The organism is Arenibacter hampyeongensis, from assembly GCF_002909255.1.
Classification (GTDB): Bacteria; Bacteroidota; Bacteroidia; order Flavobacteriales; family Flavobacteriaceae; genus Arenibacter; species Arenibacter hampyeongensis.
The window spans coordinates 862841-876258 of sequence record NZ_PIOB01000001.1; the positions used below are offsets into that span (position 1 = coordinate 862841).

General features: G+C 38.9%; 14 protein-coding genes. 8 read left to right on the forward strand and 6 right to left on the reverse strand.

The genetic code is table 11. The features are described from left to right. Positions 1–188: 188 nt before the first annotated feature. Positions 189–2360 (forward strand): TonB-dependent receptor, encoded by a 2172-nt coding sequence (locus CWD91_RS03460; protein ID WP_103439525.1) that lies wholly within the window; start codon positions 189–191, stop codon positions 2358–2360. 145 nt (positions 2361–2505) lie between these two features. On the opposite strand, the gene CWD91_RS03465 is transcribed toward CWD91_RS03460, so the two are convergent. From CWD91_RS03465 to CWD91_RS03475, 3 genes are all read right to left on the reverse strand, one after another. After that, a complete protein-coding gene (locus tag CWD91_RS03465; RefSeq protein WP_103439526.1) occupies positions 2506–3882 on the reverse strand; it encodes a Gfo/Idh/MocA family protein in 1377 nt (458 codons plus the stop codon). Positions 3883–3941: 59 nt separating this feature from the next. After that, complete coding sequence (locus CWD91_RS03470; protein WP_205164593.1) at positions 3942–5036, reverse strand: DUF6807 domain-containing protein; 1095 nt, start codon at positions 5034–5036, stop codon at positions 3942–3944. Between the two features lie 66 nt (positions 5037–5102). Next, positions 5103–5699, reverse strand: a complete 597-nt coding sequence (locus CWD91_RS03475) for a 3-keto-disaccharide hydrolase (protein WP_103439528.1) — start codon at positions 5697–5699, stop codon at positions 5103–5105. A gap of 620 nt (positions 5700–6319) precedes the next feature. Here CWD91_RS03475 and CWD91_RS03480 point away from each other — a divergent pair. Beyond that, positions 6320–7300 (forward strand): Gfo/Idh/MocA family protein, encoded by a 981-nt coding sequence (locus CWD91_RS03480; RefSeq protein WP_103439887.1) that lies wholly within the window; start codon positions 6320–6322, stop codon positions 7298–7300. A gap of 6 nt (positions 7301–7306) precedes the next feature. Here CWD91_RS03480 and CWD91_RS03485 read toward each other — a convergent pair whose 3' ends face one another. Continuing rightward, positions 7307–7744 carry a Rieske (2Fe-2S) protein gene (locus tag CWD91_RS03485; RefSeq protein ID WP_103439529.1) on the reverse strand — a complete coding sequence of 146 codons (438 nt, stop codon included), beginning with the start codon at positions 7742–7744 and terminating at the stop codon, positions 7307–7309. 111 nt (positions 7745–7855) lie between these two features. Here CWD91_RS03485 and greA point away from each other — a divergent pair, with 111 nt between their 5' ends. After that, a complete protein-coding gene (gene greA, locus CWD91_RS03490) occupies positions 7856–8329 on the forward strand; it encodes a transcription elongation factor GreA (protein ID WP_103439530.1) in 474 nt (157 codons plus the stop codon). A 175-nt stretch (positions 8330–8504) separates the two neighbouring features. Continuing rightward, entirely contained in the window at positions 8505–8897 is a 393-nt protein-coding gene (locus tag CWD91_RS03495; RefSeq protein WP_103439531.1) for an HIT family protein, read from the forward strand. On the opposite strand, the gene CWD91_RS03500 is transcribed toward CWD91_RS03495, so the two are convergent. Both CWD91_RS03500 and CWD91_RS03505 read right to left on the reverse strand, forming a co-directional pair. After that, entirely contained in the window at positions 8890–9240 is a 351-nt protein-coding gene (locus tag CWD91_RS03500; RefSeq protein ID WP_103439532.1) for a hypothetical protein, read from the reverse strand. The two genes, CWD91_RS03495 and CWD91_RS03500, sit on opposite strands and share 8 nt — an antisense overlap. A 4-nt stretch (positions 9241–9244) precedes the next feature. Beyond that, the gene (locus tag CWD91_RS03505; RefSeq protein ID WP_103439533.1) at positions 9245–10393 is read right to left on the reverse strand and encodes a sensor histidine kinase; all 1149 of its coding nucleotides are present in this window, start codon (positions 10391–10393) and stop codon (positions 9245–9247) included. Between the two features lie 118 nt (positions 10394–10511). Between CWD91_RS03505 and CWD91_RS03510 the strand changes: the two genes are divergently transcribed. The 4 genes from CWD91_RS03510 to aat all read left to right on the forward strand — a co-directional run bounded on the left by CWD91_RS03510 (position 10512) and on the right by aat (position 13415). Continuing rightward, complete coding sequence (locus tag CWD91_RS03510) at positions 10512–11396, forward strand: flavin reductase family protein (protein WP_103439888.1); 885 nt, start codon at positions 10512–10514, stop codon at positions 11394–11396. A 12-nt stretch (positions 11397–11408) separates the two neighbouring features. Beyond that, complete coding sequence (locus CWD91_RS03515) at positions 11409–12221, forward strand: hypothetical protein (protein WP_103439534.1); 813 nt, start codon at positions 11409–11411, stop codon at positions 12219–12221. Positions 12222–12266: 45 nt separating this feature from the next. Next, a complete protein-coding gene (locus tag CWD91_RS03520) occupies positions 12267–12644 on the forward strand; it encodes a DUF3127 domain-containing protein (RefSeq protein WP_103439535.1) in 378 nt (125 codons plus the stop codon). Between the two features lie 135 nt (positions 12645–12779). Next, complete coding sequence (aat, locus tag CWD91_RS03525; RefSeq protein WP_103439536.1) at positions 12780–13415, forward strand: leucyl/phenylalanyl-tRNA--protein transferase; 636 nt, start codon at positions 12780–12782, stop codon at positions 13413–13415. Positions 13416–13418 lie beyond the last annotated feature (3 nt).

Here is a 13418-nt window from a genome sequence, read left to right on the forward strand (position 1 = left end):
GTGCTTGTTAAGTCAGGCTGAGATTATACCCAAGGAACCTGGGCAGGTAATGCTGCCAAGGGATGCGAAAATCGCGTTTTGGAATTTCCAAGGTTTTATTTTCGATGCAATTATGTAATCGGGAAAAAACAAAAATCAATTTTTAACAAGAATAATAGCCCCTTTTATTCGTAACACATGTATTACGGATGAAAACTATGTTCACAACGGTCGCTGTATTTGCGACTGCACTCTCGGCCTTTGGCCAAGAGAAACCCAAAGATTCTTTGGAAGGAAAAGAAATTGCCTTGGATGAGGTATTGGTATCCGCTGTTAGGGTTACCAGGCAATCTCCGGTAACGTTCTCAAACTTGACCAAGGAACAAATCAAACCTAGAAATTTAGGACAGGATATTCCTATTCTTTTAAATTTTTTACCGGCGGTGGTAACCACTTCCGATGCTGGTGCAGGTGTTGGCTACACTGGTATCCGGGTTCGTGGTAGTGACGGTACAAGGGTAAACGTAACCATAAATGGTATCCCCTACAACGATTCTGAATCGCATGGTTCTTTTTGGGTAAACATGCCAGATTTTGCCTCTTCCACAGAGAGTTTGCAACTACAACGTGGAGTGGGAACATCAACAAATGGATCAGGAGCATTTGGTGCCAGTTTAAATTTGCTGACCGATGTCGTTTCCAACGAGGCCTATGGACAGATTTCGTCTTCTATTGGCAGTTTTGGCACGCTAAGGAACAATTTAAAATTTAGTACTGGCCTGCTCAACGATCATGTAGAGATAGCAGGACGATTGTCTAGAATAACTTCGGATGGTTATATAGATAGGGCTTCTTCCGACCTGAATTCTTACTTCTTGCAAGGGTCATATGTTGATGGCAATACCTTGATTAAAGCATTGTTGTTTGGCGGCCATGAGATTACTTACCAAGCATGGAACGGAATAGATGCGGCGACCTTGGAATCTGACAGAACCTTTAATTCTGCGGGTATCTTTACAGATGATAATGGCAACACCCAATTCTACGATAATGAGGTGGATAATTATAAACAAAATCATTTTCAGTTGCATTGGAACGAACGAATTTCCGATGATTGGAGCTCAAATTTGGCACTGCACTATACTAAAGGAAGAGGGTTTTTTGAACAGTATAAGGAAGACGATGACTTCAGCACCTATGGAATTCAGCCTATATTTATAGATGGGGAAGAAGTGGATAAGACGGACCTCATAAGGAGACGATGGTTGGTGAATGATTTCTATGGCACTACTTTCTCCCTAAATTATGATCGTGATAATTTTAATTTGATTCTTGGAGGAGGTTGGAACAAATATGAAGGAGCCCATTTTGGGGAAATTATTTGGGCCCGTTTTTCAAATAATCGGGATTACGAGGACAGATATTATGATGACAGTTCCACAAAAACAGACCTCAATCTTTTTGCCAAGGCAAACTACAAGTTCAACGCCCAATGGAGTGCCTATGGAGATTTACAGTACCGGACAATAGGTTATGAGGCGAACGGGGAGGACACTGGCTTGGTAGATGACACCTTTAATTTTTTTAACCCCAAGCTAGGGGTTACCTACGATTTAAATATGAATAATAATTTTTATCTCTCCTATGCCAGGGCCAATCGCGAACCCAACAGAAACGATTATGAAAGTGGAAGTCCCAAGCCCGAAAAGTTGAACGATTATGAGTTGGGATGGAGGTATATTTCTCCCGATGTACAAATCAATACCAATGTGTACTTTATGGGGTATAAGGATCAATTGGTACTCACTGGCGAGTTAAATGATGTTGGAGCCCCTTTACGTGCCAATGTAGGGGACAGTTACCGTTTAGGTCTTGAAGTGGATGCCACCATAGCCTTGGGGCATCAATTTAAAATACGGCCCAATGTGGCATTGAGCAGAAACAGAAATAAAGATTTTGTGTTTCAAAGGGATGGTGAACTGCAAGAACTTGGTGATACCCATATTTCATTTTCGCCAGATATTATTGTGGGAAATGTTTTGACCTATCAGCCTGAAGAAAATTTACAAGTCAGTCTATTGACCAAGTTCGTTGGAGAGCAATACATGGGCAATATAGATTCTGAAGGCTCAAAATTGGATTCGTATTCCCAAACCGATTTTAATGTGCAGTATGGGATAAATACCAATAGCTTTATCAAGAGTATTGTGATTTCCGGATTGATCAATAATATTTTTGATACATTGAATGTGTCAAACGGATACTTTTATACTTTTGATGATGACTATTCCGTGCCAGATACGGTTACTACCATTGAAGGTGCCGGTTACTATCCACAATCCGGAATTAATTTCCTCCTTGGGGCAACTATTAGTTTTTAGCGTTTGATTGTAATTTTATAAAGTGTATAAAGACTAAAACCCCGATGTTGGCCAATTCAGCTAACATCGGGGTTTGTTAATTTTACAATGTATTTCCGTTATTGGAATTTTACAATTCCAAGTCACTTATTATACTGGCAGTAGATTATACGTTTTCAGGAACTATATATGGATATCTATATTTTCTGGTAAGCATAAGATCTGCTTCTTCATTACCAATAAACTTTTCGAACTCCCCATTAAATTTTAGGGTGTCTCCAAGTTTGTAGGCAATATTTGCTATTAGTGGCAGAACTGTGGACATGTGTCCTTTCTCAACATCGCAATTTAAATCATGACGATTGCCAGAGCGTACCCCGTCAATAAAATTGCCATAATGTCCTTTGCTATCCGGTGCGGTCAGAAATGAGGTGTCTCCCCCAACTGCAGCACTTCCGGCCATTTCAGAACCTGCAAAGGGTTCTGTGTCTTTGCCTTTGTAAGCCTTCCAGGTAGAGCCATTTACTTCCATCCATCCTTCTGTTCCGTAAAACATATTTCCAATCTTGATGCCTAAATTGGCCTCATGGTTGGTATACCTGCCTCGGGTTTCAAATTCCAATATTTTTCCATCCTCATATTCAAATACGGAAGTTTGTGTATTGGGTGTTTCCTGAGAACATTCTTGTGGCGAAAATCCAAAAATCCCGCCCATGGATTGTACTTTTACTGGATGCACTTTTTTGTTAAGTCCCCAGCGTGCAACATCAAATTGATGCGGACCTTGATTGCCGGTGTCGCCGTTGCCGGTATCCCAATGCCAATGCCAATTGTAGTGTCCCCTTTTTTCATTATAAGGCCTATACGAGGCTGGACCTAGCCAAAGATCGTAGTTCAAATTTGGCGGTGAAACGCTATCTGGGGAAATTCCGAAGGAATCTCTAGGCTTGAAACAAGTGCCTCTAGAAAGGAACACCTCGCCAATACCGCCACGGTGTAAGAAATCCATAGCCTGCATTACATTGCTTATAGATCGGTTTTGAAATCCGACCTGGACCACTCTATTATATTTTCTTGCCGCCTCTACCATTTTTCTGCCTTCCCATACATTATGTGAACTAGGTTTTTCTACATATACATGTTTTCCAGCTTGGCAGGCCCATATAGTGGATAGTGCATGCCAATGATTGGGAACTGCTATAACTACAGCATCTATTTCCTTGTCCTCGAATACACGGCGCATATCTTCTTCTGTGCCTGGCTTGTTGCCTTTTTGGTTTTTGGTGGCAGTTTGTACATTTTCGCTCAAAACGGAAGAGTCCACGTCACAAACGGTTTTAATTCTCACTCCATCATTGTACATACTGGAAAAATTGTCCAATAGATTACTTCCGCGACCTCTTACGCCAATTGATCCCAATATTACACGATCATTAGCTCCAAGAATATTCCCGTAAGATTTAGCGGAAAATGCGGATGCCCCAACAACAACCCCTGTACTGGCAAGGGTGGTTTTTTTGATAAAATTTCTTCGGTTGCCCATATTTATATTTAATAATTTCTGTAATTAATTCTATAGGAAAAAGTTAATTGGTAAAATGTTTACTGTTTCGAAAAATCGGAAAACTCCGAATCCAGCTCTACTTTTCCTAAATTCTTGCTGGCTACTACAATTCTATGTTTAAAAGTCACGTCCTCTCCTTGGTTAAGGGTAAGGTTCAAAGTTTCCTTACCGTCACTAAAGACTTCCTGGCCTAAAGGATTGGCAGCAAAAAGACCGTAGCCACGAGTATGCCAGTAGGTAGGGTAACCAGCATTTGAAGTGTGGTCCAAAATAGCCAATGAAATTTTTTCCTCTCCAATGTTAGATCTTAAATTTACCCAGTTTGATCTTTTTCCCCAGCAGTCATCTCCTTCAATATTTTCACTGTTTATATAGTTTCCATTTACACCTTCATTGTTAAGCACGGGAACACCGGTAGGGATTCCATTCGAATCGGTAAAAATATCAGGTTTATTGGAGGGGTGTTCCAATTCCCTTGTAACCCTGATTCCCAATACCCCTTCTTTATTGTCCTTAAAAACTACTTTTTCGTTAGGGGCCGAAAGATTGGTGATACGATCAATGGAATATTCATCCTGATCGCCTCTAAATACAAAAGTGGTATTTTCTTTTAATAAAACCTTTCCTTCTGCAGAAATCCAATCCATAGCTACCTTAAGACGGGCTTCTTCATTACCATCTTCCATGTCCACAATTTCTTTGTGCACAATGGTCCCATAACTTCCCCTCTTTTCTACTTTTATGGAATCTGAATTGTTCCAAAAATCCAATCCGTTAACATCCCCATAATTAAACCAAACGCCCACATGATGTGGATGATCAACTCTTTCTCCCACAGATGGTTCCAACGGATATTTTCTGGTAATCTTTGTTCCTTTTGGGGTGATTAATGGATATAGTACAGGCTTTTTAATATTGGTGGGATAGATATAGGAAGTAAATAGATTGCCATCTATAAAGACGTCCACTTTTTTTTCCAGGTAGTTACTTACCAGTTTTATTCTTTTCTCTGCCTTGGTTTCATTGTTGCTATCAGCTGTTTTATCGGTCTTTGCCTGTTTGCAGGATGCCATAAAGACTAGGGCCAATGCACCGCATAATCCAGATTTAAGTCGAATTGATTGTGTGTTCATATTTGTTAATCGATATTGAATTAGATTTACTTTTTCCTGAAATTGGATTTGAAATTCTATAATAGACTACATTTTCCCAATCTTGATATTACGGAAACTAGTGGTCATCTCAGTGTTAGGATGTAGTTGTAGCCCTATAGGTCCTGTTTTAATATAATTGTCAGAGGTGTAGCTCATAACGTGCTTGCTGTTGAGCCAAACTTCGTAATATCCGGCAATAGCTATAACTTTAATGGTATTCCAGTCATTGGGCTTTAGAATTTCCTTTACATTAAGTGCTTCTACGGGATACCCTTTCCCTGCAATATAGGGAGAGCCGGTCATATCGCGCTTTAAAGAACCCGAAATACCCATTTGAATCTGTTGAGAGTCGTTTCTAATGAAGATACCGGTATCTACGGTTCCTTCATCATATCTAAAATCCGTTTCAAATACAAAATCGGTATATTCCTTGTCCGTCCATAATATGGAACCTTTTTTCTCCGGACCACTTTTCGCCCTTAGTATCCCGTTGTCTACGGTCCACCAACTATTGTTTTCAGGAACAATCCAGCCCTTTAGATTTTTACCGTTAAAAGCGCTTTTAAGTACTGGTTCCTGAGCAAACATGGTTAGTGAAAATAAACTCATTATAAAAAACGTAAATACAATTTTTGCTTTCATATTAGCTGGGTTATAAAGTGATGTTATTAAAAAGAGTACGTGCGATCACTACTGAGAAAAAAGATTTTGAAGTGATTATGCTGCACATAAAATAATGGTTAAAATACAACCGTTTTTTATAAAACTATCCAAAATTTATATCATTTTCCAAATTTATTGGCAAAAATTGGAGGTAAATGCACCGATTGGTAAAATACTATTAAGTTGAGTTAAGAAACATGCATTTAGGAGCTGTTGATTCTTCGTATTGCCTGTGCTCTTTATGGATTGTGCCGTTAAACCTTCTTTCATCCCAAGGGGTTTGGACTCCCTTGGAATTCCGCCTTCAGATTTTTTATAAAGGCTTGTTAAAATGAATATGTGCCATATGGGCAGGTTCACTTCAATCGATCCCAGATTTAGGGTGAACGCCTTAGTTTGCGGAATTTCCTAAATGCCAAAAAAGCGGAGTGTTTATTCACCTTTTCAATCAATTGCAACTATAATACGCTCTTTTTAACTTTATTTGTTAAAAGGTTGATATATTCTTGAAATATTTTGGGAATTGCTGCGGAACTGGAATATATATTTCTGTATTCAACCAGATTATTAAATTATAATATTTTCAAAGAATGAATAATATGAATTACCCTAAACCCATTCGTTGGGGAATAATTGGTTGCGGGGCTGTTACCGAAGTAAAAAGCGGACCACCTTATCAACAGACGCCAGATTTTCAGCTAATAGCCGTTATGCGGAGGGATTTAAAAAAAGCGGAAGACTATGCCAAAAGACATGGGGTACCTAAATTTTACGGCAATGCAGCGGATTTAATTATGGATCCAGAGGTAGATGCGGTTTATGTTGCTACCCCTCCGGACACACATAAACATTACGCCCTGATGGTGGCGGAGGCCGGCAAGCCTTGTTGTGTGGAAAAGCCCATGGCGCCAACCTATGGGGATAGCTTGGAAATATATAATGCTTTTAAGAAAAAAAAATTACCACTATTTGTTGCTTATTATAGACGCTCCTTACCTAGATTTCTAAAAATTAAGGCATGGCTGGACAATAATGAAATTGGGGAAATAAGACATATTAAATGGCATCTTTCAAAACCGCCAAGTGTCGAAGATCTACAAAAAACATATAATTGGAGGACAGATGGAGAAGTTGCACCGGGCGGTTATTTCGATGATTTGGCCAGCCACGGGCTGGACTTATTTTCGTTTTATCTAGGCGATATTGAAAATGTTTATGGGGTGTGCACCAATCAACAAAAATTATATACAGCAAAAGATGCCATTGCTGCTTGCTGGATCTACAAAAATGGGGTGACTGGTGAGGGTAGTTGGAATTTTGGTACCGCTGAAAGGGAAGATAGGGTGGAAATTGTAGGGAGTAAAGGCAAAATAATATTTTCTGTGTTTAATGAGGAGGATATCACCCTATCCAACGAAAATGGCATCGAAAATCTTTTTATTGCCCACCCCAAGCACGTTCAACAGTTCCACGTAGAAAATTTAAGGGACCATTTACTTGAAAATAAGGAGCATCCTTCTATCGGGAAAACCGGATTACATACCAGTTGGATAATGGATAAAATCTTAGGACAGATCTAATATTTCTTAATTGGAGATGATCACAGTATTGCCGCTAAAGGTAGAGCGATAAAATAGTAGATCGTGATAGCGTTTGCCATCTTTGGGCTTGTTCATTAGTTGTCCCGTAAACAAATTGTATTCATAATCCTCGCAGGAGCAGGTTACCAATTGGCCCTTTAATATCATCGTGGAACAATCATTGGGTGCGTGATTGGGGCAACTTGCTTCCCAGGCCATAAAGGAATTAAATCCAGTATTGATGACAAATGCACCTCGGGTTCCTACGGCTGCGTTGCCCACATATATGGCACTTCCCGTATTGGTCAAGGGGCTGTAACTAGGGAGGTTCAAATTTAGGTCGAACCTAAAGCTAACTTCCTGTAAGTAAGGGTTTCTGTTGGATGTGTTTTTGTCACAAGCCAATAAAAGAAAGAAAAGTAATATCCCCAATATGCGTTTCATGCGGCTTTGTCTATTTAAAATACTTGAACAAAATTGAACAAAATTTATGTATATTTGTCTTAAATCCTCTTTAAAAAAAGAGGATTTTCCTATTTATTAAATGTAGAACTCATGAGCAAGGTATCTTATTATACAGCAGAAGGGCTAAAAAAATTGAGAGAGGAACTAAATTATCTTAAGGACGTTGAGCGTCCAAAAGCTTCACAGGCTATAGGTGAAGCAAGGGATAAAGGGGATTTGTCAGAAAATGCCGAGTATGATGCAGCCAAGGAGGCACAAGGTCTTTTGGAGATGAAAATTTCCAGGATGGAAGAGATTGTGGCCAATGCCAGATTGATAGATGAATCGCAATTGGACACTTCCAAAGTGTTGGTATTGTCTACGGTTAAATTGAAAAATATGAACAACGGAATGGAAATGAAATATACCCTAGTGGCAGAAAGTGAAGCCGACCTAAAAACGGCAAAAATTTCTGTGAGCTCACCCATTGGTAAGGGGCTTTTAGGTAAGAAAGTAGGGGAAACTGCGGAAATCACCGTACCAAACGGAACTTTAAAATTTGAAATATTGGAAATTTCCAGATAATCCAATTTACAAGATGGGATAAGACCTCAATTGATATATTCGATTGGGGTTTTTACTTTTAATGGGATTCCGAATTGTAGAAAAATACGGCTGCTCTTTGGCTCACAAAGATATTATTTCAGAAGGGGTTTAATATATTTACAGTATCTTTTATTTTGATTTAAAGTTCAAAATTATGTCATCAATATTTACAAAAATCATTAACGGTGAAATCCCCTCCTATAAAATTGCCGAGGACGATGATTATTATGCCTTCCTGGATATTAATCCCAACGCTGTGGGTCACACTTTGTGCGTCCCTAAAAAAGAGGTGGACAAACTCCTGGACCTGGACGAGGAAACCTATTTGGGGCTTATGGCCTTTTCAAGGAAAATAGGCTTGGCCATTGAAGCTAGTGTACCTTGCAATAGGGTGGGGCTAACTGTTATAGGTCTCGAAGTTCCCCATGTTCACGTACATTTAATTCCATTGAACGGAATGCGGGATGCCACCTTTCAGCATAAAGCATCACTTAGTCCCAAGGATTTTACGGATATTGCTGAAAAAATTAGGGCGAATATTAAATAATACCTTCTAAATAAATATAGACTCCAGCGGCGACCACGATTATCATTAATAGCATTAAAATATAAAAAAGGCTAGTAAAACTGATGGACGCACGATCTGGGGCAATCATTTTTTGGTAGTATTCATAAACGCGCTCTATATCTTCGGTCCAGGTTACCGGATAAATTGTAGAATTACATTTCTTGCATTTAATTTCATGGGAAACATCCTTAGTAGTCCTGTCAAATAGTCGCCCATAGGTATGTCTTTGAAAAAAAGTCAATTTTAAACCCTGATTAAAACATTCGGGACAATTGTTCGTTAAATCGGCCTCTTTTATTACAACTAATTTCTCCTTTGCCATCGCCTTAATTTTTGACTTTAAACATAATTTGCATTATAGTACCCTCTTTTGTGGATGTCAGTACTTTTATTTTGCCTTTGTGGTATTCTTCCACAATTCTTTTTACCAAGGACAGCCCTAGGCCCCATCCTCTTTTTTTTGTGGTAACCCCGGGGTTGAATATTGTCTGAAAATTCTTTTTGGGTATTCCGGAACCAGTATCGGAAATTAAAACTTTAACCCAATTCCCGTTGGGAACTATTTCAATGGCAATACTCCCTTTGCCCCTCATAGCATCTATACCGTTCTTCACCAAGTTTTCAATGGTCCAATTGTAAAGGGCCTTGTTTAAAAGTACCGGAACATGGGTTACTTGGGATTTAAATGAAAAATGAATGAGTTTGGAACTCCTTAGTTTTAAATAATCAAATGCACTTCTCGTCTCCTCAACAATATCGTGCTCATTAAGGATAGGTAGGGATCCGATTTTTGAAAAGCGTTCGGTTATGGTTTCCAACCTAGTTATATCCTTTTCAATTTCCTTGGTAATTTCGGGATTAATTTTTTCTGACCTTAATAACTCGTTCCATCCCAAAAGTGAAGAAAGTGGGGTACCAATTTGGTGGGCGGTCTCCTTGGCCATACCCGCCCATAGTTTATTTTGTTCAGATGTTTTATTGGTTTTAAACAAGAAATAGAGAACCGTTCCGAATAGGAAAATTATTAATAAAAGGGCTATAGGGTAATATTTTAGCTTATTTAGAACCTCAGAATTCCCATAATACAAGGTGGCCAGGTTTTCTCCCTTATATTCAATGGATATTGGCTTGTTCTCCCCTTTAAACTTATTTATTTTTCCATGGATAAAAGAGGTGTCCGTTTTTTGGATGCCGGGCATATTGTTCATTTTTATGGTACTGTCCTTGTTTACCAGTATCATGGGTGTGGAGGTGTTGTTCTGAAAGATTTTGATGTGCAGATTACCGGGGTCGGCATCAACTGGTAACGATAAAAATTCGGATTGTGCCGTGGCCCAAATTTCCATTTTATGGCGTTCTTCCTCCTTGAACTTCTTAAAAAAACTGTTAGTGTTCCACAGTATTAAACTCACAATAGCAAAAGAAGCTATTAATAACAGAAGGTTCGAAGTTTTCTTTTTAGGACTAAAATCCATCAAACTATAAAATTATACTTAAAGATAACGCAATTTGGACAAAGATATTCTATTTTCATATCTACCTCATTATTTCATTTTGCCTACAAATTGTGTACCTTTGCCCACTATGAAAAAAATGGTTTCCATCACCGCATCAGAAGTACCTACCGCCAAATTACATGGGTATTTGTTAGGCGCGGTTGGACCCAGACCCATTGCTTTTGCGAGTACTATTGATGGCAAGGGGAGACCTAATTTATCGCCCTTTAGTTTTTTCAATGTCTTCAGTTCCAACCCTCCCATTTTAATATTTTCACCCTCCCGAAGGGTCCGTGACAATAGCACAAAGCATACCTTGGCGAATGTGCTAATAAATATGGAAGTGGTGATCAACGTGGTCAACTATAGTATGGTTCAGCAAATGTCCTTGGCAAGCTCGGAGTACAAAGAAGGTGAAAACGAATTTATAAAGTCTGGATTAACTATGTTGCCTTCAGAATTGGTAAAACCTTTTAGGGTAGCCGAATCACCTGTGCAATTTGAGTGCAAGGTGATTAAAGTGGAACCTCTCGGAGAAGACGGGGGTGCCGGCAACCTTATCTTTTCCGAGGTGCTTAAAATACATGTGGATACAGATATTTTGGATGAAAATGGAAGTATTGATCAATATAAAATTGATCAAGTGGCCAGGATGGGGGGTAATTGGTACAGCAGGGCCAATTTGGGTTTGTTTGAAGTGCCAAAGCCAGTTTCCAGTTTAGGTATTGGAGTGGACCAAATACCAGAACATATTAAGTTAAGCAATGTCCTTACAGGAAACGATCTGGGAATGTTGGGGAATATAGAAAAACTGCCTTCCATAGAAGAGGTTAAGCTGTATGTTGAAAATAATCTGGAGTTAAGGGCTATTTTAAGTTCAGGTGATTCGGCTTTACAGCATGCAAAGGCCCAAGAGCTGCTAAAGATAAAGGATGTGCTGTCTGCTTGGAAAATTTTATTGGCTGATATTCCAACCAAATAAAATGATTATAGGATGAAACGTATTCAGCTTTTCGAATTCGAAGACTTGCCTTGGTTCCCAAGCTGGTTAAGGGCGTGTATGACCAAATTAATAGTGGTGCTCCAAAAAATGATGGGAGTTACCAGTGTATTGTCCAATTTGATAGCAGATATATTAAGATCAAACAAGATTGGTCATATAGTAGATTTGGGTTCAGGAGCAGGGGGGGTTATGCCAGATGTATTAAGAACCTTACATCAGGATTACGGCTTGGAAGAAGTGGATTTAACAATGACCGATCAATATCCAGATAGAAAAGTTATAGCATCTTTTAATACGCTGGGTGAAAATGGTATTCGTTATGCTGAAAAGCCATTGGATGCCAAGAATTTGCAAAATGCACCAGAGGGACTCAAAACTATGGTTAATTGCTTTCATCATATGTCTCCTAAGCAGGCAAGGTCTATTTTGAAATCGGCCGAAAGAAATAATCAATCACTATTGATCTATGAAATAGCGGAAAACAATATTCCTTTACTCATATGGTGGTTATTGCTGCCACTTTCATTGGTGATATTAATGGTTATGGTCTTTTTTATGACCCCATTTGTAAAACCGCTTACCTGGAAGCAATTGGTTTTTACCTATGTTATCCCTATAATTCCAATATGCTATGCATGGGATGGGCAAGCTTCATTGCCCAGAATGTATACGTTGAAAGACATGGATATTTTACTGGAAGGACTAGGTTCTGAAAGGTATGGATGGGAAAAGGGATTTGTAAAAAAGGCGAATAATAAAAAGTTGGGAACTTTTGTTTTAGGTGTTCCTATTCAAATTGCTTAATATTGACAAAAAAAGAATACAAAGTAGAATTATATAAATAGTAAAATGGAAATACAAGGGAAAATTAAAATGGTAGGTGAGACCCAAACATTTGGGAGTAACGGATTTAGAAAGAGGGAAGTAGTGATAACTACTGAGGAACAATATCCACAGCATATTATGGTCGAGTTTGTACAGGATAAATGTGACCTGTTAAATAATTTTGGGGATGGCCAAGCGGTAAAAATAAGTATAAACCTTAGAGGTAGGGAATGGGTTAACCCACAAGGTGAGACCAAGTATTTTAACTCTATCCAGGGTTGGAGGATTGAAAGTTTACAGGAGGAAGCAAGTGCTGCTGGGATGCCCCCGGTACCACCGATGGACGCTTTTGAACCTGCAGATGATGTAAATGACGAGGACCACGACGATTTACCATTCTAACAAGAGCAGCCAAAAAATCTTGGGAACAGAATAATTAGTGTTCCCAAAGATTGTGTAAAGGAAATATGAGAAAACCTATTCTGGTCATTACCGAATAGGTTTTCTTAATTTTAGGGACCATAAATTAGCTTCAAAATGTTTCTCTTGGACCATCGTTTACAGTTTCCAAATGTAGAAAATGCCGATGATGACGGATTATTGGCTGTGGGTGGTGATTTGTCCCCTGATCGATTGCTGTTGGCATATAGGAATGGGATATTTCCATGGTTTAATGAAGATTCCATGATTCTTTGGTGGAGTCCAGATCCACGGATGGTCTTGTTCCCCGAGAAAATAAAGATCTCCAATAGCATGCGACAAGTCATAAAATCCAATAGGTTTAGGATTTCATGGAATTCCCAATTTGAAAAAGTTATTGATGCCTGTTCAGCTATAAAACGAAAAGACCAAAAAGGAACTTGGATTACTCCTGAAATGAAAAGTGCCTACTTGCGCTTACATCAAATGGGAATTGCAAAGTCTATTGAGGTATGGGAAAATAATCTTTTGGTGGGAGGACTTTACGGGATAGATCTTGGGAGTGTATTCTGTGGGGAGAGTATGTTCAGTAAAACTACCAATGCCTCCAAATTTGCTTTTATAAGCCTGGCCAAAGAGTTGCAACAAAAAGAGTATAAACTAATAGACTGTCAGGTGTACACCGCCCATTTGAAAAGTCTTGGGGCGGAAGAAATCCCAAGAAAACAGTTTATCAAAATTCTTAAAGAGTAGCGA